This window comes from Nocardia coffeae (assembly GCF_019890715.1).
In the GTDB taxonomy this organism is placed as follows: Bacteria; Actinomycetota; Actinomycetes; order Mycobacteriales; family Mycobacteriaceae; genus Nocardia; species Nocardia jiangxiensis.
This window is the reverse complement of sequence record NZ_JAINZY010000012.1, coordinates 86,681-113,180: the sequence shown is the minus strand read 5'-3', so window position 1 is coordinate 113,180 and position 26,500 is coordinate 86,681. Positions and strand designations below refer to the sequence as shown.

Below are 26,500 nucleotides of genomic sequence, written 5' to 3'. Positions count from 1 at the left end.
GCGGAGCTAACGTCACAACGCTATGTTCTGAGCTTGGCCGACATGGTCGGCCCTCTCGGCAACCCCGGGGGATCGAGGAACATAGAGGTGAATCGTGCTTGGTTCAATAACGCGGAGCACCACGCGGACTCGTGTGGTTCGCGGTGCGTTGGTGATCGGGGCGGCGGCCGTGCTGGCCGTAGCCGGTTGCAGCAGCAAATCGACGTCGAACAGCGCCGGTGGCGGGAGCGGAACCGGTCTGTCGATCAAGTCGCTGGTGCAGATCGATAGCCAGGGCAAGGCGGTGACCCAGACCGGTACGGCCCAGGCCGCCGATCCCGCGGGTGACGGCAAGGCCAAGTGCGCGCCCACCACGGCGATCGCGATGGCGGGTGCGCTCACGGGGGCGAATTCCGCGCTCGGCATCAACATCGAGGATGGCGTGAAACTCGCTGTCCAGCAGCACAACAAGGCCAACCCGGACTGCCAGGTGCAGCTCAAGCCCTTCGACACCGAGGGTGATCCGCAGAAGGCCAGCCAGGTCATCCCGACGGTGATCAGCGATCAGTCGGTGACCGCGCTGATCGGTCCGGCGTTCTCCGGTGAGACCAAGGCGACCGGCCAGATCATCAGCGACGCCGGACTTCCGGCGCTGACCTCCTCGGCCACCAACGCCTCGCTGACCAAGAACGGCTGGAAGACCTTCTTCCGCGGCCTGGCCAACGACGATCTGCAGGGTCCCTCGGTCGCGCATTATCTGACCGGCGCGGGCGGGTTCAAGAAGATCTGCGTGGTGCAGGACGACTCCGATTACGGTGTGGGCCTTGCCAAGTCGGTCATCGCCGCGCTCGGCTCCTCGGCCGACGAATCCTGCGCGGCCCAGGTGAAGACCGGTGACAAGGACTTCTCCGCGACGGTCTCGAAGCTGTCCTCCGCCAAGCCGGACGCGATCTTCTACTCCGGGTACTACGCCGAGGCGGCTCCGCTGGTGGAGCAGCTGCACTCGGCCGGGGTGAGCGCGACCTTCGTCTCCGACGACGGCACCAACGACCCGCAGTTCGTCAAGCAGGCCGGTGACTCCAGCAAGGGCGCGCTGCTGTCCTGCCCCTGTGGTCCGGCGCCGGACACCTTCGCCACCGCCTACAAGGCCCTGAACAACCAGGAGCCGGGCGTGTACTCGGTCGAGGCGTACGACCTGACCACGATCGTGCTGAAGGCGATCGACGCGGGCAAGGTCACTCGCCCCGAGGTGCTCGATTACGTGCGCAACTACGACGGCCAGGGCCTGGCTCGGCACTACAAGTGGGACAGCACGGGTGAATTGTCGAACGCCTTGATCTGGATGTACCAGGTCAAGTAGGGACCTACCCCGTATCGGCAACAGCGTGCACCGGAAGGCGAACCCATCGTCCCGGTGCACGCCCCTTCCATCACCTTGGCTGGGGGCACCCGTGATCTCCGCTCCGGCGGTCCGCATCGGGACCCGGGCACGCTGTTTCCCACGATGACGAGAGTGTCGAATGTCTGTAACCGTATTGGCGGATCCCGCGCTGTATGCCGGGACCATTGATTTCAACATTTCCGGGGTGGTCGACCAGTTCTGGCAGCTCACCGTCGACGGATTGAGCTACGGCGCGATCTACGCGCTTGTGGCCGTCGGCTACACCCTGGTCTACGGCGTATTGCGGCTGATCAACTTCGCCCATTCCGAGGTCTTCATGCTCGGCATGTTCGGACAGTATGTCGGATTGGAGCTGCTGGGATTCTCCGCCAGTGGGAATGTCTACTCCCAGGGTGTCCTGCTGACGATCGTCTACCTGCTGGTGGCGATGCTGATCGGTATGGCGGTGTCCGGTGCGACCGCCGTCGGCCTGGAGCGGGTGGCCTACCGGCCGCTGCGCAAACGCGGCGCCAAACCGCTGATCTTCCTGATCACCGCGATCGGCATGTCCTTCGTGCTGCAGGAGTTCGTGCACTACGTACTGCCGAAAATCGTGTCCGGGCTGGGCGGTACCAATCCGCAGCAGCCGATCAAACTCGTCGAACCCAAACAGGAATTCTCCTTGTTCGGAGCGTCGGTGACGAATGTGGCGATCGTGATCGTGCTGGCCGCGGTCGCACTGGCCGCGCTCACCGAGATCCTGATCAACCGGACCAGATTCGGCCGCGCCATCCGCGCGGTCGCCCAGGACCCCGACACCGCGACGCTGATGGGCGTCTCGCGCGAGCGGGTCATCATGCTGACCTTCCTGATCGGCGGTCTGCTGGCCGGTGCCGCCGCGACGCTCTACACCTTGAAGGTGCCGCAGGGAATCGTCTTCAACGGCGGATTCATCCTGGGCGTCAAGGCGTTCAGCGCCGCGGTGCTCGGCGGTATCGGCAACCTGCGCGGCGCGCTGCTGGGTGGTCTGCTGCTGGGCCTGGCCGAGGATTACGGCCAGATCCTGTTCGGTACCCAGTGGCGTGACGTGGTCGCGTTCGTGGTGCTGGTGGCGGTGCTGATGCTCCGTCCCACGGGCATTCTGGGTGAGAGTCTCGGAAAGGCCCGGGTATGAGTGAGGCTACGAAAGTTCCGGTGACTTCCACTGCGCCGCAACAGCGTCCGCGCGGTGTGGGTGATGCGATTCGCGGCTGGTGGGGCGGGTTGTCCCGGCCCGCGCAATGGGCGTTCGGCGTGCCGGCGGTCATCGTGCTCGGGCTGATCGCGCTGTTCCCGCCGCCGCTGATCAACACCCCGGGTACGAGTTTCGGCGGGGTGATGGCGCAGTTCGCGATGTACGCGCTCATCGCGATCGGCCTGAACGTCGTGGTCGGCCAGACCGGTCTGCTGGATCTGGGCTATGTCGGCTTCTACGCGGTCGGTGCGTATACGGTCGGCATCCTGACCAGTCCGAACAGCCCGTTCCATTCGAATTCCGGTGTCTTCGACTCGAAATGGGCGTGGCTGCTGTGCGTGCCGCTGGCGATCCTGGCGACCGCGGCCTCCGGCCTGATTCTGGGCACCCCGACGCTGCGGCTGCGCGGTGACTACCTGGCGATCGTGACCCTCGGATTCGGTGAGATCGTCCGATTGCTCGCCGACAACCTGGGCGGGGTCACCAACGGCAGCCTCGGCCTGGCGGGCATCGCGTATCCGCACCTGGGCGAGTCGAAAACCCATACCGGCGGCTATTTCTCGTCGGGTAACCTCGGCGATCGGAATTCCGGGAATCTGCTGGACCGCGCGAATTCCGGGGTCTGGTGGTTCTGGATCGGCATGCTGCTGGTGGTCGTGGTGCTGATCCTGGTCGGCAATCTGGAGCGCAGCCGCGTCGGCCGCGCCTGGGTCGCGATCCGCGAGGACGAGGACGCCGCGGAGATCATGGGCGTGCCCACCTTCAAATTCAAGCTGTGGGCGTTCACCATCGGCGCGGCGGTCGGCGGCCTGTCCGGCGCGCTGTACGCCGGTCAGGTGCAGTTCATCAATCCGACCGGATTCAACGTCATCAACTCGATGCTGTTCCTGTGCGCGGTGGTGCTGGGCGGTCAGGGCAACAAACTCGGCGTGATCGTCGGCGCGTTCCTGATCGTGTACCTGCCGAACCGGTTCATGTCGGTGAACGTGGCGGGACAGTCGTTGGGCGACTTCAAATATCTGTTCTTCGGTCTCACGCTGGTGGTGGTGATGATCTTCCGTCCGCAGGGGCTGTTCCCGGCGCGGCAGAAATTGCTCGCCTATTCCAGGCAGGTGTATCGAGCGGTGCGGCGGCCTGCGCAGGCCGCCGAGGCGACGGGAGCGGGCGCATGACCGGGCCGGGTGCGGGTGGCGCGCTGTTCGACAACGAGGACATGTCGGCGGGATATGCCAAGGAACAGGAGGTGGGTGCGGCCGGTGTCGTCGATGTCGGCGCCGTGCTCCCGGAACTGGCCGATACCCAGGTCGTCGCGGAAGTCGTTGCACCACACCGGGAAATCGAGACGGCGGTCGGCGAGCCGCTGCTGCGCACCGACGGGCTGACCATGCGGTTCGGTGGTCTGACGGCACTGGACGCGGTGAGTTTCGAGATTCGCCGCGGCGAGATCCTCGGACTCATCGGGCCCAACGGCGCGGGAAAGACGACCTGCTTCAACGCCATCACCGGTGTGTACCGGCCGTCGGCGGGCACGGTGTTCTTCGACGGCAAGCCGCTGACCAAGACCAAGCGCAATCAGATCACCCGGCTGGGCATCGCCCGGACCTTCCAGAACATCCGGTTGTTCGGGGAGATGACGGCGCTGGAGAACGTGGTCGTCGGCACCGACGCCCGGCACCACACCTCGGTACCCGGTGCGGTGTTCCGGTCCGCGCGGCATCGTCGCGAGGAGCGCGACGCGATCGAACGCGGTATGGCGCTGCTGGAGTTCGTCGGCATCGCGCCGCGGGCGGTGGAGAAGGCGCGCAACCTGTCCTACGGCGATCAGCGCCGGCTGGAGATCGCCCGCGCGCTGGCGACCGAGCCGAAGCTGCTGTGCCTGGACGAGCCCGCGGCCGGATTCAATCCGAGCGAGAAGTCCGCGCTGATGGATCTGATCCGCAAGATCCGTGACGACGGGTTCACGGTGCTGCTGATCGAGCACGATATGCGGCTGGTCATGGGTGTCACCGACCGGATCGTGGTGCTGGAGTTCGGGCGCAAGATCGCCGACGCGCTGCCCGAGCAGATCCGCGACGATCCGGCGGTGATCGCGGCCTATCTGGGTGTGCCGGACGAGGAGGCGGCGGCGGAATTGGCCGATGCCGCCGCCGAATCCGAATCCTCGGTATTCGTGAATCCGGCCGCGGTGGCCGATACCGCGGTGCTGCCGGTCTACCGGGAGGAGGATCACCGTCCGGCGGATGCCGCCGGCGCGGATCCCGATGTGCCGTTCCGGGTCCCCGAGAGCACCGGATCCGAGCGCGCGGCGAGCGGATCCGGCGCGGTGTCACCCGCCGCGCTGACCACCGGCGGTCCCGGGCAGGGCGGCTCCGAACCGCTGCTCGTGGTCGAGGACATGGTCGTCAGCTACGGCAGAATCCAAGCGCTGCACGGTATTTCGTTGCAGGTCGCGGAGGGTGAGCTGGTGACCCTGCTGGGCGCGAACGGTGCGGGCAAGACCACCACCATGCGCGCGCTGTCCGGGCTGCTGCCCCTGGGGCGCGGGCGGATCACGTTCGCGGGCAAGGACGTCAGCCGGATGCGGGCGCACGAGCGGGTGGTCGAGGGTCTGATCCAGGCCCCCGAGGGCCGCGGGGTGTTCCCGGGCATGACCGTGCAGGAGAACCTCGACATGGGTTGTCACGCACGGCCGTTCAAGCAGCGGGCGGAGTACGGGCAGACCCTCGAGCGGGTGTTCGAGTTGTTCCCGCGGCTGGCCGAACGCCGGAAACAGGTGGGCGGCACCATGTCCGGCGGTGAGCAGCAGATGCTGGCGATCGGCCGCGCGCTGATGGCCCGGCCGAAGCTGCTGTTGCTGGACGAGCCGTCCATGGGTCTGGCTCCCATGGTGATCCAGCAGATCTTCCGGATCATCAGCGAGATCAACGCCAACGGCACGACCGTACTGCTGGTCGAGCAGAACGCACAGCAGGCGCTGACCCGCAGTCACCGCGCCTACATCCTGGAGACCGGTGAGATCACCAAGACCGGCGGCGGCCGCGCGCTGCTGACCGATCCGGCGGTCAAATCGGCGTATCTGGGCGTCGCGTAACCGGTGCGGGATCCGGCCGTGCGATGCGCGGCCGGATCCCGACGAACCGCCTCATCCGGTCGCGGCGCGCGGGATCCGCGGAGGTCCGGCAACGCTTGTCGGTGCCTGTCCCTAGACTCTGTGCCGTGACTTCAGCCACCAGCGATCAGCGCCCGAGCACCGTGCCCGCAGCCACCGAAGGCGAGCGGCCGACCCTGTTGTTGCTGGACGGGCATTCGCTGGCCTATCGCGCGTTCTTCGCCCTGCCCGCGGACAACTTCAAGACGATCACCGGGCAGACCACCAATGCGGTGTACGGGTTCACCGCCATGCTCATCAACCTGTTGCGCGACGAGAAGCCCACCCACGTGGCCGCCGCGTTCGACGTCAGCCGCAAGACCTTCCGCACCGAGGCGTATCCGGAGTACAAGGCCAATCGCGCCCAGACGCCCGACGAGTTCCGCGGCCAGGTGGAGATCACCCAGGAGGTCCTGGGCGCACTGGGCATTCCGGTGATGGCGATCGACGGCTACGAGGCCGACGATGTGATCGCGACCCTCACCACCCAGGCCGTGCCGCAGGGTTTCCGGGTGCTGATCGTCACGGGCGACCGGGATTCGCTCCAGTTGGTGACCGACGACGTCACGGTCCTGTACCCGAAGAAGGGCGTTTCCGAACTCACCCGGTTCACCCCCGAGGCGGTGCAGGAGAAGTACGGCCTGACCCCGGCCCAGTATCCGGACTTCGCGGCCCTGCGCGGCGACCCGAGCGACAATCTGCCCGGTATTCCGGGCGTCGGGGAGAAGACCGCCGCCAAGTGGGTGCGCGAATACGGCGATCTGAACACCCTGGTGGAACGTGTCGATCAGGTGAAGGGCAAGGTGGGTGATGCGTTGCGCGCCAACCTGTCCAGCGTCGTGCTCAACCGCCAGCTCACCGAGATGGTCAAGGACGTCGCGCTGCCGTACACCCCCGATCAGCTGGCTCAGCAGCCGTGGGATCGGGACCGGATCCACCGCCTGTTCGACGATCTGGAATTCCGGGTGCTGCGCGATCGGCTGTTCGACACCCTCGCGGCGCCCGAGCCCGAGGCCGACGGCGGATTCGAGATCAGCGGCGGGGCCGTCGAGCCCGGCGGGGCTGCCGACTGGCTGGCCGAGCATGCCAAAGCCGGTGTGCGCCATGGTATTTCGGTAGTCGGCACCGGAACTCCGGTGAACGGTGACGTCACCGCGATCGCGATCTCCGCCGCCGACGGCGAGGGCGGCTATTTCGACGCGGTAGGGCTGACGCCCGAGGACGAGGCGGCGCTGGGCGCATGGCTGGCCGATCCGGCGATCCCCAAGGCCGTGCACGAGGCCAAGGCCGCCAAGCACGCGCTGCGCGGGCGTGGCTGGCGGCTGGCCGGACTGGCCAGCGACACTGCGCTGGCCGCCTATCTGGTCCGCCCCGGCCAGCGCACCTTCAATCTGGACGATTTGTCGCTGCGTTATCTCTCGCGCGAGCTGCGCGTGGAATCGGACGAGCAGCCACAGCTGTCCCTGCTCGACGAGGAGGGTTCGGTCGACGCCGAACTGGCCCAGGCCGAGATCCTGCGTGCCCGCGCGGTGGCCGATCTGGCCGAGGCGCTGGGCGTCGAGTTGGAGCGCATCGAGTCCACCAGGCTGCTCACCGAGATGGAGCTGCCGCTGCTGGGGGTGCTGGCCGAACTGGAGGAGGCCGGTATCGGCGTCGACGTCGCCGAACTCGAGCAGCTGCAATCCGAATTCGCCGATCGCGTCGCCGATGCCGCGAGCGCGGCCTACGGGGTGATCGGCAAGCAGATCAACCTCGGCTCGCCCAAGCAGTTGCAGGTGGTGCTGTTCGACGAGCTCGAGATGCCCAAGACCAAGCGCACCAAGACCGGATACACCACCGACGCCGATGCGCTCGAGTCGCTGTTCGAGAAGACCCAGCATCCCTTCCTGGAGCATCTGCTCGCGCACCGCGATGCGACCCGGCTGAAGGTGACCGTCGACGGCCTGCTCAAATCGGTCGCCGACGACGGCCGCATCCACACCACGTTCAACCAGACCATCGCCGCGACGGGCCGGTTGTCCTCGACCGAGCCGAATCTGCAGAACATCCCGATCCGCACCGATACCGGCCGTCGCATCCGCGACACCTTCGTCGTCGGGCCCGGCTGCGAGTCGCTGATGACCGCGGACTACAGCCAGATCGAGATGCGGATCATGGCGCACCTGTCCAAGGACGAGGGCCTGATCGAGGCGTTCAACTCGGGGGAGGATCTGCACAATTTCGTCGCCTCCAAGGCCTTCGACATCCCGATCACCGAGGTGAACCCGGAGCTGCGCCGCCGGATCAAGGCGATGTCCTACGGCCTGGCCTACGGATTGTCGGCCTACGGGTTGTCCCAGCAGCTCAAGATCAGCGCCGAGGAGGCCAAGGCGCAGATGGAGGTGTACTTCTCCCGGTTCGGCGCGATTCGCGACTATCTGCACGAGGCGGTCGAGCAGGCCCGCAAGGTCGGGTACACCGAGACGCTGTTCGGTCGTCGCCGCTATCTGCCCGATCTGGATTCGAGCAACCGCCAGCGTCGCGAGGCGGCCGAGCGCATGGCGCTCAACGCGCCCATCCAGGGCACCGCCGCCGACATCATCAAGGTCGCGATGATCAACGTGCAGCATGCGGTGCAGGAGGCCGGACTCGCCTCGCGCACGCTGCTGCAGATCCACGACGAACTGCTCTTCGAAGTCGCCCCGGGCGAGCGCGAGCAGCTGGAAGCCCTTGCGCGCGAACATATGTCGAAGGCGATCGAGCTGTCGGTGCCGCTCGAGGTCTCGGTGGGAGTCGGGCGCAGCTGGGATGCCGCCGCGCACTAGCGACGAAGAAAAACCGTGGCCGCCGGTCGGATGAGGGGGACGCCCGGCGGCCACGGAGTCGGTCGGCGCATCGCGGCGCCGGATCCGGTCGGGCCGGTGGGCCCGTTCCGGTATGGCTCGTTACCAGATCTATCGTGCGTCGCCCGCCTTACGGGCGGATGATAGCGACCTTCGAGAAGGCTGAGAACGTCATCCGGCGGCGGTGACCGTGCCCGGTCCGAGGCCGGATCAGGGCGCTGAATCCCGGCGAAACGGACATAAGAATCTGATTGCCTGAAGATTGCCCATGTGTCCCGCTGGGCGTGCAAGCGCTGATTTCCGCTCGTCGATCGGGTTGCTGAGCGCATCGTCGGCCGTTGGTTCGCTGTTTACGGACGATTGTGACGAAGTTACCCATCGGTTCCGCGCCGATGTGGTTGCTATCGGCCGTGACAGTCCATATTCTCGAATCGTGCCGAATCCCGCCGCTAGCCACAGCGCCGCTCGCAATGTCGCCGACCGCGACCGCGTGGCGCTAATGCCGCTGACCGCGATGGTGGCTACCGGTCGACTTCTCGTAGTTCTCCGCCGTAGCGGGGTCTGATTCGGACCGGCCCCTCGCTGCGGCCGTAGAACCTAATTACTGAGCTGGTCCCCTCTGTCAATCGGACACGACACGCCTCGGGAAGACCTAGTCATCATGACACTGACCATCGACACTGCCTTCATCACTGCCGCCCCTCGCGCCCTGCGCGCCGAGAGCGACGGCCTGACCCCCGCCGAGTTCCACGAGCGGTACTGCGACCTCGCAGGCCCGGTCAAGCTCGGCGAATGGATACCGGCCGGGCAGCGACATGCCTCGGCAACCTACACCGCCACACTCGAATTCAACGGCCACCTGCGGACCGTGGTGTCCGCGGGCAACCCGGTGGCCGCACTCACCTCGGCCCTCTACGACGAGGGTTATCCGGTCGAGATCCTGCAGTTCCACCAGCGGCAAACCGCTTCGGGCATAGCGACTTTCGTCCGTTGCGAGGTCAACGGTCGCCGTGGCTGGGGCGCCGCCCTCGCCGACGACGGCGCGGAATCCTCTGTGCGAGCGATGCTTTCGGGCATCAACTCGTTCGCCAACTGATACCCACAGCACTCGCCCCCGCCGCGTACGACGCGGCGGGGGCGAGATGCGTGCGATGGGTCGAGTCTTACTCGGCCTGGTCGGCGCCCTGTTCGGCCTGTTCGGCGATCTGCTTGCGAACGTCGTCCATGTCGAGCTCCTTCACCTGGGTCACCAGATCCTCGAGGGCGTCCGGGGGCAGCGCTCCGGGCTGTGCGAACACCAGCACGCCTTCGCGGAACGCCATGATCGTCGGGATCGAGCGGATGTTGGCCGCAGCGGCCAGGCTCTGCTCGGCCTCGGTGTCGACCTTGCCGTGCACCACGTCGGGGTGCTTGTCCGAGGACTTGTCGTAAGTCGGCGCGAACTGCTTACACGGTCCGCACCAGTCGGCCCAGAAATCGACGAGTACGACGTCGTTTCCGGTGACGACCTCATCGAAGTTCTGAGCGGTCAATGTCTGGGTGGCCATGGGGTCCTCTCCTGTTGGTATCGCCCATTACAACGCAAAACCATGCCCCGGCTGTTCCGCCTCCCCGGGAATGCGGTCCCGCCTCCCCGGGAATTCAGCGTGTCGTTGGGTGCCTCGAAGTGTTGGGCGTCGGTCCGGCGGTTGGGAGCGTGGTTGGGTTTCGGGCGTTCCCGGGGAGTTACCCATGTGCTCACGAGATCAATCGTTGCGGGGGCGGCTCGCGCCGCAGTTGCACGCTATCGCGTGAGGGTGACCTATTGCACGCTTGCGGGCGGGTGGGTGCCGATCACTGCTTGCCGGTGGGTTGCCTGAGAGTGGGGAGGGGTGACCCGGGTGTTGCCGGGGGCGGGTGGGCGTCGAGGATGGGGTGGTGACTTCGGAGATGGTTCGGCTGGGGTTGATCGACGGGGACGGTATCGGGCCGGAGGTGGTGCGGGCTGCCCGGGAGGTGGCCGACGAGGCGTTGGCGGCGGCGGGGGCTCCGGCGGCGGAGTGGGTGCGGCTGCCGATGGGGCAGGGTGCGATCGATGAGTTCAACGATCCGCTGCCGTTGGTGACGCTCCACGCGCTCGCAGAGTTGGACGGATGGATTCTCGGTCCGCACGACAATGCCTCGTACGCACCGGAATTCCGCACATTCGCACCACCGGGCGGGGCGATCCGCAAGCGGTTCGGCCTGTTCGCGAACATCCGTCCCGCGCGGGCGTTCCCCGGGGTGCGGGCGGTCGCGCCGGAGACGGATCTGGTGATCGTGCGGGAGAACACCGAGGGTTTCTACGCCGATCGCAATATGTTCGCCGGTTCGGGCGAGTTCCGGCCGACGCCCGACGTGGCGATGTCGGTGGGTGTGATCACGCGCGAGGCATGTACGCGGATCGCGCACGAGGCATGTGCGCTGGCCTCGGCCCGCCGCAGACATCTGACCATCGTGCACAAGGCCAATGTGCTGCCCATGACGATGGGACTGTTCCGCGACGTGTGCTACGAGGTGGCCGCGGGCTATCCGGACCTGCGAGTGGACGACGAGCACGTCGACGCGGCCGCCGCCCATCTGGTGCGCGCGCCGGGTGATTACGACGTGCTGGTCACCGAGAACCTGTTCGGCGACATCCTGTCCGATCTGGCCGCCGAACTCGGTGCATCGCTCGGCACCGCCGCCTCGCTGAACTGTTCACGCACCCAGGCGATGGCCCAGGCCGTGCACGGTGCGGCGCCGGTGCTAGCCGGACGCAACCGCGCGAATCCGGCGGCGCTGCAACTGTCTACGGCAATGTTGTTGCGCTGGTTGGGATCCCATCGCGCGGATCCGACCTTCACGCATGCGGGTGAACGTATCGAACGCGCGGTGGCGGCCGTCTTCGAGGCCGGTATCGCGACGGCCGATCTGGGCGGGCTCGCCTCCACCAGCGAGTTCACCGAGCAGGTCCGGGCGCGCGTGCATCGCTGGTGATAGGGTCCCGGATTCGGCGTGTATGGGTACTCGCCGCACCCGGCGAGGATTAACCTTCGGTAACCGACCGGCACAGTCGGTCCGAATCGCATACATTTCGAACGGCGGGCGATGTCGTGTTATCGCTCACCCAAACATGGAGGGCTGCTGTGTCTGTTCGATCCGGAGCTCGCGGGTACATTCTGCGAGCCGCATGTGTTGTCGCCGGCGGTGCATTGCTGCTGACGGGCTGTACCAAGAACACCGAGAGCACCACCCCGGCGGTGGCCAAGGTTCAGGTCAGCAAGGTCGACGCCCTGGCGGCGCAGGTGCCCGAGAAGGTCAAGCAGGCAGGCAAACTCGTGGTCGGGGTCAATATCCCCTACTCGCCCAACGAGTTCCGCGATCCTTCGTCGGGCAAGATCGTCGGTTTCGATGTGGATCTGATGGATGCGGTGGCCACCACGCTGGGGCTGAAGGCCGACTATCAGCAGGCCGATTTCGAGAAGATCATTCCCAGCATCCAGGCGGGCACCTACGACCTGGGCATGTCCTCGTTCACCGACAACACCGATCGTGAGAAGTCGGTCGATTTCGTCGACTACTTCTCCGCGGGCAGCCAGTGGGCCCAGCAGAAGGGCGCGTCCATCGACCCGAACAACGCCTGCGGTAAGAAGGTCGCGGTCGAGCGCACCACCGTGCAGCAGACCGACGAACTCCCGGCCAAGAGCAAGGCGTGCACCGACGCCGGTAAGGCCAAGATCGATATCGTCGCCTTCGACGATCAGGCCGCCGCGGCGAACGCGCTGGTGCTGGGCCAGGTGGACGCCTTCTCGGCGGATTCGCCGGTGACCGCCTACGCGGTCAAGCAGAACGAGGGCAAGATCGAGACGGACGGTCCGATCTTCGCCTCCGCGCCGTACGGCTGGCCGGTGGCCAAGGGCTCCCCGCTGGGCCCGGTCCTGCAGGCCGCGGTGCAGCATCTGATGGACTCCGGTGACTATCGCAAGATCTCCCAGAACTGGGGCGTCGAACAGGGTGTGATCACCAAGTCGGTCATCAACGGCGCCAAGGGCTGAGCTGGTGAGTTCACCGGACCCGGACAACACGCACGCCGCCGGGGCAGTCACCGAGCCCGCACCGATCAAGGCGGTGCCGCTGCGGCGGCCGGGCCGGTGGGTGGCCGCGATCGTCATCGCGATCCTGCTCGCACTGTTCATCTACGGCGCGGCCACCAACGACGGCTACCAGTGGAGCACCTACCGCGACTACCTGTTCGACGTACGGATCACCGAGGGCGCGCTGGTCACGCTCGAGTTGACCGTGCTGGCGATGGTGATCGGCGTGGTACTGGGCGTCACCCTGGCGGTGATGCGGTTGTCGCCGAATCCCGTACTGCGCTCGGTGTCGTGGGGCTACCTGTGGATCTTCCGCGGGACGCCGGTCTACGTGCAATTGCTCTTCTGGGGCCTGTTCCCGTCGCTGTACAAGGTTATCGAGCTCGGAATCCCGTTCGGCGGACCGCATTTCACGCACTGGAACGTGCAGCAGTGGCAGGCGCCCTTCCTGTTCGCGATGATCGGCCTCGGCCTGAACGAGTCGGCCTACATGGCCGAGATCGTGCGCGCGGGAATCAATTCCGTGGACGAGGGGCAGCGGGAGGCCTCGTACGCGCTGGGCATGTCCTGGTCGCGGACCATGTGGCGGACCGTACTGCCGCAGGCGATGCGGGTGATCATCCCGCCGACGGGTAACGAGCTGATCAGCATGCTCAAGACCACGTCGCTGGTGACGGCCATTCCGCTCACCACCGATCTGTACGGCCGGGCGCACGACATCTCGAGCGTCAACTTCAAGCCGGTGCCGCTGCTGCTGGTCGCCGCGACCTGGTATCTGGCGATCACCAGTGTGCTGATGATCGGGCAGTACTACCTCGAGCGGTACTACTCGCGTGGGGTGACCCGGCGGCTGACCGCTCGTCAGCTGCGTGCGATGGCCGAGACGACCACTCTGGGAGAGGTGGCCAAATGACCTCCGCCGCAACTGATTCCGCCGGAACCCAGAGTGCCTCGATGATCAGCGCCCAGCAGGTGTGCAAGAACTTCGGCACCCTGCAGGTGCTCAAGGGCATCTCGCTGGAAGTGGTGCGCGGGGAGGTGATGTGCCTGATCGGCCCGTCGGGCTCGGGCAAATCCACCTTCCTGCGCTGCATCAACCACCTCGAGCAGGTCAATGCCGGAAGGCTGTACGTCGACGGCGATCTGGTCGGCTATCGCGAGAAGGGTGGACGGCTCTACGAGCTGCATCCGCGGGAGGCCGCGCGCCAGCGGCGCGATATCGGCATGGTGTTCCAGCATTTCAACCTGTTCCCGCACCGCACGGCCCTGGAGAACGTCATCGAGGCGCCGACGCAGGTGAAGAAGATCCGCAAGGCCCAGGCGATCACTCGTGCCAAGGAACTGCTGGACCGGGTCGGGTTGGCGGACAAGGCCGATTCGTATCCGGCGCAGCTGTCGGGCGGTCAGCAGCAGCGTGTCGCGATCGCGCGGGCACTGGCGATGGACCCCAAGCTGATGCTGTTCGACGAGCCGACCTCGGCGCTGGATCCCGAACTGGTCGGTGAGGTACTGGGCGTGATGCGCGAGCTGGCCGCCTCGGGTATGACCATGGTGGTGGTCACCCACGAGATGGGTTTCGCCCGCGAGGTCGCCGATCAGCTAGTGTTCATGGACGGCGGAGTCGTCGTGGAGTCGGGCAACCCGCGCAGCGTGCTGTCCGATCCGCAGCACGAGCGCACCAAGGCGTTCCTGTCCCGGATCCTCTAGCTCGGCGTGCGGATGGCCGCGCGCGGAGCGAGTGCGATGCGGAGTTGACCGAGCAGCACTTTCGCGGCGGGCGCGGCCGGTCGGTCCGCGCGCCAGGTGAGGGCGAGGCGGCCGCGTAGTTCGGGTTCGATCTCGACCATGCGGACGCCCTCGGCCGCCGCGTGTTCGGGGGTGAGATCGGGGACCACGGCGACGCCGAGACCACCGGCGGCGAGACGGACCAGCAGCGGTGGTGCGGCGGCCTCGAATTCGACGCGTGGTTCGAAACCTGCCGCAGCACAGGCACGTTCGAGGACGCCGCGGATGCCGGTGCCGCGGGACAGGCAGATCAGCGGCCGGTCGCGCAGGTCCGAAAGTGTTGTCCGGGAGCCGAATTCCCGGTCGTCGGCGGCGACGGCGGCGTTGATCCGGGTGTCGAACACGATGTCCATACCCAGGCCGGGATCCGGTTCCGCGCCGGTCGACGCGATCAGCGCGATATCGAGATCTCCGCGCACCACCGCGGCGAGCATGCGTTCGGAGGTGTCCTCGGTGAGGCTGATCCCGACCTGCGGATGATCGCGGTGGAAGGTCGTGAGCACCGCGGCGATGTCCACCTCGCCGAGCGCCGCGCCGGAGATGAGCCCGATCCGGACGTGACCGCGCAGCAGGCCGGTGAATTCGTCCACGGTGTGCGAAATCTGCTGTGCCGCTTGTAATGCCGCGCGCGCATGGGGCAGGACCGCGGCGCCGGTCGCGGTCGGGGTGATCGACCGGCCGGACCGGTCCAGCAGTGGTTGGCCGACCTCCTTCTCCAACTGCCGGATCTGGGCGGACAGACCGGGCTGGGTCAGGTGCAGGCGAGCCGCGGCCCGGGTGAAGTTGGCCTCCTCGACCACGGTGACGAAGTAACGCAGCTGTCGCAGTTCCATAACTGATAATTATATCTTCGAGAAAAACTATCTGTTGTACTTCTGATTCGGGCGCGGGCAGAGTTCCAAATATGACGAACAGGCTTCCCGAACTTCCCGAAGTCACCGGCCCGCTGTTCCGTCCGGGCACACCCGGATACGACGAGGAGGTCGCGGGCTTTCAGACCGCCTACGCCCACCGGCCGGCCCTGGTGGTCGGCGCACTGCACGCCGAGGATGTCCGCAGTGCGGTGGAATACGCTGCGCGGCACGGTCTTCCGGTGTCGGTGCAGGCGACCGGGCACGGACTGTCGGTGGCTGCCGACGACGGCGTGCTGATCAGTACGCGGCGGATGCGGGAGATCACCGTCGAGCCGGCTGCTCGCACCGCGCGGGTGGGTGCGGGTGTGCAGGCCGAGGCGCTGATCGAGGCGGCCGTGGCACACGGTCTCGCGCCGTTGAACGGATCCTCGCCGAGTGTCGGGGTGGTGGGTTATCACCTCGGCGGCGGCCTGGGCATCCTGGCTCGGACCTTCGGCTATGCCGCCGACCATGTCCGGGCGATCGAACTGGTGACCGCCGACGGACGACTGCGCCGCCTCACTCCGGGTGAGGATCTGTTCGGCGCGGTCCTGGGCACCGGCGGCAATTACGGCGTGGTCACCGCGCTCGAGGTCGAACTCTTCCCGATCACCACCGTCTATGGTGGTCGGCTGATCTTCGACACCGGACTCGTGGAACCGGCCCTCGAGGGATGGCGGCAGTGGACCTGGGATCTGCCCGAGGAGATGACCTCGGCGATCACCGTGATGGCCATGCCCGATCTTCCGGTGATCCCGGAACCGTTGCGCGGCAGGTACATTGCCACCGTCAACATCGCGTACACCGGTTCGGGCAGCGAGGGTGAACGCCTCGTCGCGCCGCTGCGCGCGATCGGCCCCCGCCTGACCGACGACCTGCGTGTGATGCCCTACACCGACACCCACACGATCCACAGCGACCCGCCCTTCCCGCACGCCTACGCCGCGACCAACGCATTGCTGCCGGAGCTGACCGCCGATGCGGCACAGGCGTTTCTGGATGTCGCGGGTCCGGCGAGCCCGGTGCCGGTGGTCGCCGGTATCCGCCATCTCGGTGGTGCGCTGCGCCGTCCGGGGCCGGCGAACGTCGCGGTCGATCATCGCGACGCGGAATATCTCGCCCGATTCATCACCGGACCCGACACCGGCGGCACCGCGGTCGACGACCACCACGATCTGATCGCGAAAGCGTTGTCCTCCTGGGCCATCGGCCACAGCCCCACCTTCCTCTACGGTGCGGGCGATCGAGCCGGCGAGGCCCAGACCCGCGCCGGTTACACCCCCGCCACCTACCGCCGCCTGGCCGCGCTGAAGTCCGATCTCGACCCGGCCAACCTGTTCCGCTTCAACCGCAACATCCGTCCGGATCGTTCGTGATCGATCGGTGCGCTGCGCCGCCCCGGTGACCGTGGAGATGTCGTGCCCGGCGGTGCTGCCCCCGTGATTCGGGGCGTCGCCGCCACTGGACAGTTGAGACATCAGAACGCTATTGTAGTGATATCACTTCAATATTGGGAGGATGTCATGGAGTTGCGGCGGGCCTTTCGGGTCAACGGGTTCTTGATGCTGGTGGTGTTGCTGATCGTGGGGGCGGCCGGGCTGATCGGCGGGATCACCGCATCGGGATCGGCCGCGAACGGCGGTGGCGCCGAGGCGAGTGCCGGCGCCGTGATCGGGTACATCGTGCTGGGCGTGGCGGTGCTCGGGCTGACGGGTCTGGCGACCGTCGGGCCGAACGAGGCGAAGGTGCTGCAGTTCTTCGGGAAGTACATCGGCTCGGTCAGCGATGCCGGATTCTTCTGGGTGGTGCCGCTGACGGCCAAGCGGCGAATCTCGTTGCGAGTGCGCAACTTCGAGACGCAGAAGCTGAAGGTCAACGATTCGGACGGCAATCCGGTGGAGATCGCGGCAGTGGTCGTCTATCGAGTGGTGGACAGCTTCAAGGCGGCGTTCTCGGTCGACGACTACGAGGAGTACGTGCGCACCCAGTCCGAGACCGCGGTCCGGCATCTGGCGACCACGCACCCGTACGACGCCGCGCCCGATGCGGGTTCGCACCTGGTCACGCAGACGGCCGAGGCTTCCGCTGCCGACCCGTCGCGCACCAGCCTGCGCAACGGCGCCGAGGTCGCCGAGGAGCTGACCGCCGAACTGCGTGAACGCACCGAGATGGCCGGTATCGACATCCTCGAGGCCCGGATCACCCATCTGGCCTACGCGCCGGAGATCGCCCAGTCCATGCTGGTGCGTCAGCAGGCCAGTCAGGTGGTCGCGGCGCGCAGCCGCATCGTCGACGGCGCGGTGGGCATGGTCGGCATGGCCCTGCAGCGGTTGTCCGACGAGGGGATGGTCGAGCTCGACGAGGAACGCAAGGCCTCGATGGTGTCGAACCTGCTGGTGGTGCTGTGCGGCGATCGTGCCGCGCAGCCGGTGGTCAACACCGGGACGCTGTACTCCTGATGGTCGCGCGCGAGCCCAAGAAGGTGTTGCTGCGGCTCGATCCGGCCGTCCACGAGGCGATCGCCAAGTGGGCGGCCGACGATCTGCGCAGCGTGAACGCCCAGATCGAGTACGCGCTGCGAAAGGCCCTCGAGCAGGCGGGCCGATCGCCCAAACCGCGCGCCGCGCCGGGCGAGAACTGATCGGGTACGGGTGCGAAGAAGCCGGTGGGCCGTGGTTCGCGAACCACGGCCCACCGGCATGCGCGCGATTGGGGCGCGACCTGCCCGGGGAGGAAACAAACTAAACGTCGGTTTTGTCCAGGATTGGTTACCAACACGTCACGTATTGAGCACAAAACGCCCCAGGACATGCATGGACATCACGGATAGGTAGCGTGGTCGCGTGCCAATCTCGTTCGAAACCGGGGGACTGCAACAGCTCGACCAGAACACCTGGGGGGATCCGAAGACACGTGACATCATCACGCTGACGTACATCGATGCGGTGCCCGATCTGCCTGCGCCACTCGAGGACGAGGACAGGCTGCGCCGTCGGCTCACCGAGTTACAGGCCGAGTTCGGCTGTCTGCTCGAGGCGCACTCCATCACGGTGAACGGTCAGCCCGCGCTGTTGCGGCTGGAGAAGTTCCCGTTGCCGGACCGCGAATCCGGTCTCGGATTCACCGCCGGGATCGTGGTGCCCAAGGCCACCTGCAGCGCGATCCTGAAGATCATGTGTCCGGAGAACGGGCGGCCCGGCGCGCGGGAGGCGGCGGTCGTGCCCAAGGTCGGCTTCCCGAACATGTTCCCGCCGCACCCGTACGCACCGGACGTCCGGGGCAAGCTGCCCTACAACGCCGCCGACGACATGCGCTGGGACTCGATGTTCCCCGATCACGCCCTCAGCCGCGCCCGCGCCTGGATCGTGCACGCCAGCCGTACCGCCAAGATCGACCCTCGTTACGCCGCCCTGCCCGCGTTCACCGGCCCGTCCGCCGTCAGCGCGAGCGTGAGCACAGCCGATGCGAGCAGCAGCTCCAGCTCCAGCTCCAGCTCGAGTGTGACGATGACGACCGACGCACCGAGCGAAAGCGCCCCCACCGAAGCGATGCCGATCGCCTCCGCACCGGCCTCCCCGGAAACAATGCCGATCCCCAAAGCCTGAGGGACATAACGAAACCCACACCAACCACCACAACGTTCACGCTGTTTCCTCGCGCAACGCAACGCCTGATTCAGCAAGAACATGGGTAACTCCCAGGGCACGCCCAACAGCTGATTGCTCTCCCAACCGGCCGGCGCGAAGCGAAAGTCGCGAGGAACCCAACGACACGCTGAAGTCACGGAGAGGCGGGTCGGGCAGTAACGAAAATGGCTGTGCCGGGGAATATTTCGCCGCGAAGGGGGCTCCACTGGCCCCATTCGCGGTCGAGCCACTCCGGCCAGTCCGGTTCGATCAGATCGACCAGGACGAGTCCGGCCGCAACGATCTCGCGAACCCGGTCGCCCACCGTGCGGTGATGTTCGACGTAGGTCGGGTTGTCCTCGTCGTCGACCTCCACGTAGGGGGTGCGGTCGAAATACGGCATGGTCGCGCGCAATCCGTCCGGGCCCGGGTCGTCGGGGAAGATCCAGCGCATCGGATGGTTGACCGAGAACACCCAGCGCCCGCCCGGTCGCAGCACTCGCGCCACCTCGCGCATGACGCGCGCCGAATCGGCGACGAAGGGCACCGCGCCGAATGCCGAGCACGCCAGATCGAACGATTCGTCGGCGAACGGCAACTCCTCCGCACCGGCTTGTACCAACGGCACCCGCGGACCACCGCGTGCCATCGCGGCCAGCCCACGTTCGAGCATCCCGCGGGACAGGTCCAGGCCGACCGGTCGGGCGCCGTGCGCGGCCAGCCATCGCGAACACGGGGCCGATCCGCAGCCGATCTCCAGGATCCGCTTACCCGCGATATCGCCGAGCAGATGCCAGTCGCCCTCGTGCAATCCCTCGGGGCACCAGATGAATTCGCCGTCCAGCGAGTCCACTCCCAGGAAGTCGGCGTGTGCGTCGTGGTACTGCTCCGCATCGGCGTCCCACCAGGCCCGACTCGCCCGAGCGCTGGCGTCGGAATCGATGCGGGTACGGCTCACTCCGGCGGTGCCGAGCAGGGCGTTGGCCTGTGCGTGGCGATCTTCGGGCGAGAAATCGGGGCGGTCTCGAGGCATGATGGAAGGGTATCGACATACCGGGGGACCCTTGTTTGCTTGGTACAACGCACGTCGCGTACGCTGTTTCCCGCGAGTGTCTTCAGTGCTCGCGTACCTGGTACGTGATTGCTGATGTCACTCGTGAGCTGTGAGTCCAGGTAATGAGTACAGCGTTGTGCTGTGTCGCGGCGATGTGCTGTGCAGGTCCAACGTAGTTCCCGTGGCTGTGAGTAGCAGCGAAACCGAAAGTTCCAATGTCCACTACCGACCACAATCCGTCCGGAGCAACCCAACATATGCCCACCACCGTCACCTCGCCGCAGGTAGCCGTCAACGACATCGGCTCCGCCGAGGACTTCCTCGCCGCCATCGACAAGACGATCAAGTACTTCAACGACGGAGACATCGTTGAAGGCACCATCGTCAAGGTCGATCGCGACGAGGTTCTGCTCGACATCGGTTACAAGACCGAAGGCGTCATCCCTTCCCGCGAACTGTCCATCAAACACGATGTCGACCCGAATGAGGTCGTTTCCGTGGGTGATGAGGTCGAGGCCCTCGTTCTCACCAAGGAGGACAAGGAAGGCCGCCTGATCCTGTCGAAGAAGCGCGCGCAGTACGAGCGGGCGTGGGGCACGATCGAGGAGCTCAAGGAGAAGGACGAGGCCGTCAAGGGCACCGTCATCGAGGTCGTGAAGGGCGGTCTGATCCTGGACATCGGCCTGCGCGGCTTCCTGCCGGCGTCGCTGGTCGAGATGCGCCGGGTCCGCGATCTGCAGCCGTACGTCGGCAAGGAGATCGAGGCCAAGATCATCGAGCTGGACAAGAACCGCAACAACGTCGTTCTGTCGCGTCGCGCCTGGCTGGAGCAGACCCAGTCCGAGGTCCGCAGCGAGTTCCTGCACCAGCTGCAGAAGGGCCAGGTCCGCAAGGGCGTCGTGTCCTCGATCGTCAACTTCGGTGCGTTCGTCGATCTCGGCGGCGTCGACGGTCTGGTGCACGTCTCCGAGCTGTCCTGGAAGCACATCGACCACCCGTCCGAGGTTGTCGAGGTCGGCATGGAGGTCACCGTCGAGGTTCTCGACGTCGACCTGGACCGCGAGCGGGTTTCGCTGTCGCTCAAGGCGACTCAGGAAGACCCGTGGCGTCAGTTCGCCCGCACCCACGCCATCGGCCAGATCGTGCCCGGCAAGGTCACCAAGCTGGTTCCGTTCGGTGCGTTCGTGCGCGTCGAAGAGGGCATCGAGGGCCTGGTGCACATCTCCGAGCTGGCCGAGCGCCACGTCGAGGTGCCGGACCAGGTTGTCGCCGTCGGCGACGACGCGATGGTCAAGGTCATCGACATCGACCTGGAGCGTCGCCGGATCTCGCTGTCGCTGAAGCAGGCGAACGAGGACTACCACGCCGAGTTCGACCCGTCGAAGTACGGCATGGCCGACAGCTACGACGAGCAGGGCAACTACATCTTCCCCGAGGGCTTCGACCCCGAGACCAACGAATGGCTCGAGGGTTCGGACAAGGTCCGCGAGGAGTGGGAAGGCCGCTACGCCGAGGCCGAGCGTCGTCACAAGATGCACACCGCGCAGATGGAGAAGATGGCCGCCGACGCCGCCGCCGAGGCCGCGAACGGTGGTTCGTCGAACTACTCCTCCGAGAGCGGCGCGCAGTCGAACGCGTCGTCGTCGTCCTCCTCTTCGGAGTCGACCGGTGGTTCGCTCGCCAGCGACGCGCAGCTCGCCGCGCTGCGCGAGAAGCTGTCCGGCAACGCGTAATTCGCGCATCCGACGAAGGCCCCGGTCCATCGACCGGGGCCTTCGCCCGTTTTCGGGGGCGTCCCGGTATTCTCGGCGATGACATGTCCGAGTCTGCCGCGGAATCCGCACCGACCCTGTGGGAGCGCCGGAAGTACGAGGCGATGACCCGTATCCAGCAGGTTGCGCTGGATCTGTTCGACGAGAACGGTTATCGCGAGGTGACCGTCGAGCGGGTCGCCGCCGCGGCGGGCGTCTCGCCCAGTTCGGTCTACCGGTATTTCGGCACCAAGGAGATGCTGGTCCTCTACGACGAGGCCGATCCCAAGCTGCTCGACGTGCTGCGGACGGCGGGCGGAGGTGCGACCTTCGAGGTTTCCGCCCTGATCACCCTGGCCCGGAGCCTGGTTCCGGCGGTGGTCGATGCGCTGGTCACCGACGACACCGAGCAGCGGGTGCGCCGCAGTTTGCACTACGTTCGCACGATCGCCGAGGTGCGGGACGGCCAGATGCGTCAGATGCGGGAGATGGTGGACGAGGTCCGGATCCTCTTCGCGGACCGCTCGGGCCGCGATCGCAACGATCTGCGGGTTCGCTTGGCCGCCGCGACCGCGATCTGGGGAGGTGCGGCGGCCCTGGATCATTGGGCCGCAACGGGATTCCAGGCTCGGTTGCGGGACGTCTACCGGGATGCGGTGGGTTCTATCATCGATGCGGTCGAGGCCATCTTCCGTTGACGGCGTGCCGGTAGCCGCGGCAGCCACCAGTTCCAGCGTCCGAACAGTCGCATGAACGCCGGGACCAGGATCAGCCGCACGATCAGCGCGTCGAGGGCGATGGCCACCGCGAGGGCGAAGCCGATCTGCTTCAGTTCGAGTACATCGGCGGTGACGAAACTGGCGAAGACGGCCACCATGATGGCCGCTGCCGCGGTGATGGGGCGCGCGGTGCGCTCCAGGCCCTCGGCGACCGCGGATGCGTTGTCCGGGTGGCGATCCCACGCCTCGCGCATACGGCGGATGAGGAACACCTCGTAGTCCATCGACAACCCGAACAACACCGCGAACACCAGCATCGGCAGATAGACCTGCAGAAAGCCGGTGCTGTGGAAACCGAGTACGGATTCGCCGACGCCGTGTTCGAAGACCAGGACGGTCAGGCCCAGCGCCGCACCGGTCGCGAGCAGATTCAGCGCGATCGCCTTGAGCGCCAGCACGATACTGCGGAACGCGATCACCAGGAAGATCAGCGAGACGATCAGTACCAGGGCGATCACCCATCCGAATCGGCTGGTGATCCGCGCGGACACGTCGGCGAAGGTGGCTGTCGTGCCGCCGACCAGGATCTGCGCCGAGTCGACATCCTTTGCGCGGGAACGGATATCGGAAACGATCCCGGCAACCGCGGTGGAGTCGAACGACTCTCGCGGCACCACGACGGCGAGCAGCCTGCCCTCACTCGGCTGGGACAGCACCTTCGCGATACGCGGATCGCGGGACAGTGCGCCGACGAAGGTGTCGGCAGCGCTCAGGCCGGCCGGTGTGAGCACCGAATCGTCCGGACCGCTCGCGACCACCTCGATCGGTGCGAGCAGGCCGGGCCCGAAGTTCTCCTGCACCAGCCGGGTGGCCTGGCCGGAGGGCTGGTCGGCCACCGACCGCAGGCCCATGTCGACGCCGTAGCGCAATCCGGTGAGCGGCAGCGCGGCCACGGCCAGCACCGCGACACCGGTCAGCCCGAACAGCACGGGACGGCGCATGACCGTATGCGCCCACCGTGCCCAGCCGCGGGAGGCCGTCGCCGACCGGGTTTCGGCCGGGCGCAGCCGAGCAGGCAGCGCACCGCGGTTGATCGCCGGTCCCAGCAGTCCCATTGCGGCCGGGAGGAGGGTGAACGCGCTGGTGAGTGTGGCGAACAGCGCCGCGAGCACCCCGGCTGCGACACCGTTGAGCATGGGCAGGCCGACCACGACCAGCGAACACAGTGAGATCGCCACGATCAGCCCCGAGGCCAGGATGGTTCGCCCGGCGGTGTCCATGGCGATGCCGACGGCCTGGCCGATCGCCTCGCGCTCGCGTCGGCCGCGCACGCCGCGCCGGGTCAGCTCCTCGTTGAAGCGGCTCACGATGAACATCGCGTAATCGATCGCGGTCCCCGTGGCGATCATGGTCGCCACCGACAGCACGAGTGAGTCGAAGCTCAGAAATACGGTGAGCCCGAACAGGATTCCGACCGCGAGCGCGATCCCGGCCGCGGTCGCCGTGATCGGGATCATGGCCGCGGTCACCGCGCCGAGTGCCAGGGCGAGCAATACGGCGGCGACGGGCACGCCGATGGCCTCCGCGCGCGACATGTCGGCGGTCTCGGTCCGCATCAGATCCACCTGGACGGGGGAGTATCCGGTCACCGAGATCCGCACCGTCGAATCCGACACGGCCGCAACAGCATTCTGCAGGTGCTGGGCGACCTCGCTGCGCGCCGACATCGATCCGTCGATGCCGATCACGGCGAAGGCGGTGTGCCGGTCCGCGGATATCTGCATGGCCGTCGAACCCTCGAACGGCCCGATCGCGCTCACCACTCCGGCCACGCCGCGCACCACGGGCAGGGTCCGGTCGATCGCGGCTCGGAACTCCGGGGCGTCGGCGGTGTATCCACCGGAGTGGAAGACGATCAGATCCTGCTCGACCCCGGCTCGCGAGAAATGCTGTGCGACAACGTGGTCAACGGCCTGTGAGGCCGATCCGGGCAGGGCGTAGTCCGGTGCGCCGAGGCGTTCGTGCAGGGCCGGATAGCCCGCGCCGCACAGTACGGCCAGCAGCAGCCACGCGCACAGGACGATCCGGTGATGGCGCGCGATGAACCTGCCCCATCGCCCGGCAGCGCGGAGCCGGGGTTCGGTGGTGGCCGTCTCGGGCCGATCCGACGTGGCGGAATGTGTCATCGCCCCTCCCTGGTGAATACCTGAAAGTCACTATCAGGTGTGTCCCACCATAGGGACCCGCCGGGGATACATGCAAGTGACTGTCAGGAATCCCGAGGTGAATCGCGTGCGTGGGCGGCGTGGCGACGGGATAGGTTGTCGGATAGCGTTATCGGCAGAATTGAAACTGTGTAATTTCACAATTCGGAAGGTTTCTGGGCGGCATGGGTCTGTTCGACGGCATCAATCGGCGTGACTTTCTGGCCAAGGCGATGGCGGCGGGCGGAGTCGCGGCGCTGGCCTCGCTGGCGAATCCGATCATCGAGCGCGCGTACGCGGCCGATCCGGCCGGTATGGGAGGGCTCGGCGACATCGAGCACATCGTGCTGCTGATGCAGGAGAACCGCTCGTTCGACCACTACTTCGGGACGATGTCCGGGGTTCGGGGCTTCGGTGACAAGTCGACGGCCTGGCGGCAGCACGGCTATGCGCCGGGCGTCGGACCGACCGCGAACGGATTCATCCTGCCGTTCCGGCTCGACACCACCCGTGGCGCGAGCCTGGACGGGGAGTGCATCAACGATCCGGACCACAGTTGGCCCGGCATGCACGAGTCCTGGAACGGCGGGCGCAACGACCGGTGGATGCCGATGTCGATCGCGAGCGTCGGCGCCGGAAACGGTCCTGCCGCAATGGGTTACTACACCCGCGAGGACATCCCGATCCATCACGAACTGGCCGACGCGTTCACGATCTGCGACCACTACCACTGCTCGGTTCTGGGCCCGACCGATCCGAACCGGCTGTACTGGATGTCCGCGCACATCGATCCCGAGGGCGTGGCCGGTGGCCCGCTGGTGGAGACGCCCACGATCCTGCCGCAGAACGTCTACAGCTGGCGCACCATGCCGGAGAACCTCTCCGACGCGGGGGTCAGCTGGAAGATGTACAACAACCGCGACATCGGCCCGATCTCCTCGGTCTTCCTGGACGGCATGCTGGGTTGCTTCAAACAGGCCGCCGATCCGAATTCCGAACTCGCGCGGCGTGGTAAGACCCCGACGTTCCCGAACGAGTTCGCCGCCGACGTGGCCGCCGGCACACTGCCGTCGGTGTCCTGGGTGATCCCGGCGCTGATGAACTGCGAGCATCCGGCGCTGCCGCCCGCATTCGGCGCGGTCGGCATCATGCAGGTGCTGGACATCCTCACCTCGAATCCGCGGGTGTGGGAGAAGACCGCGCTGATCGTCAGCTACGACGAGAACGGCGGATTCTTCGACCACGTGACCCCGCCGACGCCGCCGCCCGGCACGGCGGGGGAGTATCTGACCGCCGATCTGAAGCGGGTGCCCGCGGCCAAGGGCGTCGCGGGGCCGATCGGCCTGGGTTACCGCGTACCGTGCATGGTCATCTCGCCGTACTCACGTGGTGGGCTGGTCGCCTCGCAGACCTTCGACCACACCTCCCAATTGCGTTTGCTGGAGCGGCGTTTCGGCGTGGACGTACCGAACCTGACGGCCTGGCGTCGCCGGACAGTCGGCGATATGACCTCGGCCTTCGATTTCGCCTCCGCACCGAACAAGGCTCGGCCGCGAATCTCCGACCCGAATTCCCGTACGGCCGCGGCATTGGCGCAGTGCGGTCCGAATATCGCGCTGGGCACGCAGGACAAGGGTGCTCCCTATCCGGTGCCGCCCAATGCGATGCCCACGCAGCAGCCGGGCACTCGACGTCGGCCGAGCGGGCTGGTGTAATTCGCGGCGGTCGCCATTGCGGCGGTATTTCCATCATTGTTCCGGCGTGCGCCGAGTGCGCGCCGGGCATCGGTGGTGAATGGGAAGGTGAACGG

At 66.7% G+C, this 26,500-nt stretch carries 21 protein-coding genes and 1 pseudogene; 18 read left to right on the top strand and 4 right to left on the bottom strand.

The annotated features are described in order from the left end of the window. Window positions 1–148 precede the first annotated feature (148 nt). From K7711_RS34330 to K7711_RS34305, 7 genes and pseudogenes are all read left to right on the top strand, one after another. A complete protein-coding gene (locus tag K7711_RS34330; protein WP_235748241.1) occupies window positions 149–1,339 on the top strand; it encodes a branched-chain amino acid ABC transporter substrate-binding protein in 1,191 nt (396 codons plus the stop codon). Between the two features lie 160 nt (window positions 1,340–1,499). Further along, window positions 1,500–2,534, top strand: a complete 1,035-nt coding sequence (locus tag K7711_RS34325) for a branched-chain amino acid ABC transporter permease (protein ID WP_222974776.1) — start codon at window positions 1,500–1,502, stop codon at window positions 2,532–2,534. Beyond that, on the top strand, window positions 2,531–3,766 hold the full coding sequence (locus K7711_RS34320) for a branched-chain amino acid ABC transporter permease (protein ID WP_222974774.1): 1,236 nt from the start codon (window positions 2,531–2,533) through the stop codon (window positions 3,764–3,766). Before K7711_RS34325 ends, K7711_RS34320 begins: the two co-directional genes overlap by 4 nt. 41 nt (window positions 3,767–3,807) lie before the next feature. Then, window positions 3,808–4,719 (top strand): annotated as a pseudogene (locus K7711_RS49085) (ABC transporter ATP-binding protein); the annotation flags it as partial. A 270-nt stretch (window positions 4,720–4,989) separates the two neighbouring features. Continuing rightward, window positions 4,990–5,685, top strand: a complete 696-nt coding sequence (locus K7711_RS47990; RefSeq protein WP_235748240.1) for an ABC transporter ATP-binding protein — start codon at window positions 4,990–4,992, stop codon at window positions 5,683–5,685. Window positions 5,686–5,810: 125 nt separating this feature from the next. Continuing rightward, the gene (polA, locus tag K7711_RS34310) at window positions 5,811–8,546 is read left to right on the top strand and encodes a DNA polymerase I (protein ID WP_222974770.1); all 2,736 of its coding nucleotides are present in this window, start codon (window positions 5,811–5,813) and stop codon (window positions 8,544–8,546) included. Window positions 8,547–9,225: 679 nt separating this feature from the next. Further along, window positions 9,226–9,660 carry an alpha-isopropylmalate synthase regulatory domain-containing protein gene (locus tag K7711_RS34305; protein ID WP_222974768.1) on the top strand — a complete coding sequence of 145 codons (435 nt, stop codon included), beginning with the start codon at window positions 9,226–9,228 and terminating at the stop codon, window positions 9,658–9,660. Window positions 9,661–9,727: 67 nt separating this feature from the next. On the opposite strand, the gene trxA is transcribed toward K7711_RS34305, so the two are convergent. Then, on the bottom strand, window positions 9,728–10,111 hold the full coding sequence (gene trxA / locus K7711_RS34300; protein ID WP_222974767.1) for a thioredoxin: 384 nt from the start codon (window positions 10,109–10,111) through the stop codon (window positions 9,728–9,730). A gap of 382 nt (window positions 10,112–10,493) precedes the next feature. On the opposite strand from trxA, the gene K7711_RS34295 reads away from it, so the two are divergent. The 4 genes from K7711_RS34295 to K7711_RS34280 all read left to right on the top strand — a co-directional run bounded on the left by K7711_RS34295 (window position 10,494) and on the right by K7711_RS34280 (window position 14,365). Next, window positions 10,494–11,561, top strand: a complete 1,068-nt coding sequence (locus K7711_RS34295; protein WP_222975055.1) for an isocitrate/isopropylmalate dehydrogenase family protein — start codon at window positions 10,494–10,496, stop codon at window positions 11,559–11,561. Between the two features lie 149 nt (window positions 11,562–11,710). Beyond that, on the top strand, window positions 11,711–12,619 hold the full coding sequence (locus K7711_RS34290) for an ABC transporter substrate-binding protein (RefSeq protein WP_222974765.1): 909 nt from the start codon (window positions 11,711–11,713) through the stop codon (window positions 12,617–12,619). 4 nt (window positions 12,620–12,623) lie between these two features. Next, window positions 12,624–13,571, top strand: coding sequence for an amino acid ABC transporter permease (locus K7711_RS34285; RefSeq protein ID WP_222974763.1), 948 nt, complete (start codon window positions 12,624–12,626; stop codon window positions 13,569–13,571). Between the two features lie 41 nt (window positions 13,572–13,612). Beyond that, entirely contained in the window at window positions 13,613–14,365 is a 753-nt protein-coding gene (locus K7711_RS34280; protein WP_222975053.1) for an amino acid ABC transporter ATP-binding protein, read from the top strand. Here the strand turns inward: K7711_RS34280 and K7711_RS34275 are convergent. Then, a complete protein-coding gene (locus K7711_RS34275) occupies window positions 14,362–15,276 on the bottom strand; it encodes a LysR family transcriptional regulator (protein ID WP_222974762.1) in 915 nt (304 codons plus the stop codon). The genes K7711_RS34280 and K7711_RS34275 overlap by 4 nt on opposite strands. A gap of 71 nt (window positions 15,277–15,347) precedes the next feature. Here K7711_RS34275 and K7711_RS34270 point away from each other — a divergent pair, with 71 nt between their 5' ends. The 4 genes from K7711_RS34270 (at window position 15,348) to K7711_RS34255 (ending at window position 18,941) form a co-directional block, all read left to right on the top strand. Further along, window positions 15,348–16,712, top strand: coding sequence for an FAD-binding oxidoreductase (locus tag K7711_RS34270; protein ID WP_222974759.1), 1,365 nt, complete (start codon window positions 15,348–15,350; stop codon window positions 16,710–16,712). A 147-nt stretch (window positions 16,713–16,859) separates the two neighbouring features. Then, complete coding sequence (locus tag K7711_RS34265) at window positions 16,860–17,795, top strand: SPFH domain-containing protein (protein ID WP_222974757.1); 936 nt, start codon at window positions 16,860–16,862, stop codon at window positions 17,793–17,795. After that, window positions 17,795–17,977 carry a type II toxin-antitoxin system antitoxin gene (locus K7711_RS34260; RefSeq protein ID WP_222974755.1) on the top strand — a complete coding sequence of 61 codons (183 nt, stop codon included), beginning with the start codon at window positions 17,795–17,797 and terminating at the stop codon, window positions 17,975–17,977. Before K7711_RS34265 ends, K7711_RS34260 begins: the two co-directional genes overlap by 1 nt. 202 nt (window positions 17,978–18,179) lie before the next feature. After that, on the top strand, window positions 18,180–18,941 hold the full coding sequence (locus tag K7711_RS34255; protein WP_222974752.1) for a hypothetical protein: 762 nt from the start codon (window positions 18,180–18,182) through the stop codon (window positions 18,939–18,941). A gap of 175 nt (window positions 18,942–19,116) precedes the next feature. Here K7711_RS34255 and K7711_RS34250 read toward each other — a convergent pair whose 3' ends face one another. Further along, entirely contained in the window at window positions 19,117–19,995 is an 879-nt protein-coding gene (locus K7711_RS34250; protein WP_222974750.1) for a class I SAM-dependent methyltransferase, read from the bottom strand. Between the two features lie 278 nt (window positions 19,996–20,273). On the opposite strand from K7711_RS34250, the gene rpsA reads away from it, so the two are divergent. Continuing rightward, a complete protein-coding gene (gene rpsA, locus K7711_RS34245; protein ID WP_222974748.1) occupies window positions 20,274–21,749 on the top strand; it encodes a 30S ribosomal protein S1 in 1,476 nt (491 codons plus the stop codon). 83 nt (window positions 21,750–21,832) lie between these two features. After that, window positions 21,833–22,465, top strand: a complete 633-nt coding sequence (locus K7711_RS34240; RefSeq protein WP_222974745.1) for a TetR/AcrR family transcriptional regulator — start codon at window positions 21,833–21,835, stop codon at window positions 22,463–22,465. Here K7711_RS34240 and K7711_RS34235 read toward each other — a convergent pair. Then, a complete protein-coding gene (locus K7711_RS34235) occupies window positions 22,411–24,672 on the bottom strand; it encodes an MMPL family transporter (protein WP_222974743.1) in 2,262 nt (753 codons plus the stop codon). The two genes, K7711_RS34240 and K7711_RS34235, sit on opposite strands and share 55 nt — an antisense overlap. A gap of 203 nt (window positions 24,673–24,875) precedes the next feature. On the opposite strand from K7711_RS34235, the gene K7711_RS34230 reads away from it, so the two are divergent. Continuing rightward, a complete protein-coding gene (locus tag K7711_RS34230; RefSeq protein ID WP_222974741.1) occupies window positions 24,876–26,405 on the top strand; it encodes an alkaline phosphatase family protein in 1,530 nt (509 codons plus the stop codon). Window positions 26,406–26,500 lie beyond the last annotated feature (95 nt).

Excerpts from the sequence above, each read along its gene's own strand:
- K7711_RS34295 (WP_222975055.1), top strand. The coding sequence starts at position 10,494 with ATGGTTCGGCTGGGGTTGATCGACGGGGACGGTATCGGGCCGGAGGTG.
- trxA (WP_222974767.1), bottom strand. The coding sequence starts at position 10,111 with ATGGCCACCCAGACATTGACCGCTCAGAACTTCGATGAGGTCGTCACC.
- K7711_RS34230 (WP_222974741.1), top strand. The coding sequence starts at position 24,876 with ATGGGTCTGTTCGACGGCATCAATCGGCGTGACTTTCTGGCCAAGGCG.
- K7711_RS34275 (WP_222974762.1), bottom strand. The coding sequence starts at position 15,276 with ATGGAACTGCGACAGCTGCGTTACTTCGTCACCGTGGTCGAGGAGGCC.
- K7711_RS34320 (WP_222974774.1), top strand. The coding sequence starts at position 2,531 with ATGAGTGAGGCTACGAAAGTTCCGGTGACTTCCACTGCGCCGCAACAG.
- K7711_RS34280 (WP_222975053.1), top strand. The coding sequence starts at position 13,613 with ATGATCAGCGCCCAGCAGGTGTGCAAGAACTTCGGCACCCTGCAGGTG.
- K7711_RS34325 (WP_222974776.1), top strand. The coding sequence starts at position 1,500 with ATGTCTGTAACCGTATTGGCGGATCCCGCGCTGTATGCCGGGACCATT.
- K7711_RS34270 (WP_222974759.1), top strand. The coding sequence starts at position 15,348 with ATGACGAACAGGCTTCCCGAACTTCCCGAAGTCACCGGCCCGCTGTTC.
- K7711_RS34235 (WP_222974743.1), bottom strand. The coding sequence starts at position 24,672 with ATGACACATTCCGCCACGTCGGATCGGCCCGAGACGGCCACCACCGAA.
- K7711_RS47990 (WP_235748240.1), top strand. The coding sequence starts at position 4,990 with ATGGTCGTCAGCTACGGCAGAATCCAAGCGCTGCACGGTATTTCGTTG.
- K7711_RS34240 (WP_222974745.1), top strand. The coding sequence starts at position 21,833 with ATGTCCGAGTCTGCCGCGGAATCCGCACCGACCCTGTGGGAGCGCCGG.
- K7711_RS34265 (WP_222974757.1), top strand. The coding sequence starts at position 16,860 with ATGGAGTTGCGGCGGGCCTTTCGGGTCAACGGGTTCTTGATGCTGGTG.
- K7711_RS34305 (WP_222974768.1), top strand. The coding sequence starts at position 9,226 with ATGACACTGACCATCGACACTGCCTTCATCACTGCCGCCCCTCGCGCC.
- K7711_RS34250 (WP_222974750.1), bottom strand. The coding sequence starts at position 19,995 with ATGCCTCGAGACCGCCCCGATTTCTCGCCCGAAGATCGCCACGCACAG.
- rpsA (WP_222974748.1), top strand. The coding sequence starts at position 20,274 with ATGCCCACCACCGTCACCTCGCCGCAGGTAGCCGTCAACGACATCGGC.
- K7711_RS34260 (WP_222974755.1), top strand. The coding sequence starts at position 17,795 with ATGGTCGCGCGCGAGCCCAAGAAGGTGTTGCTGCGGCTCGATCCGGCC.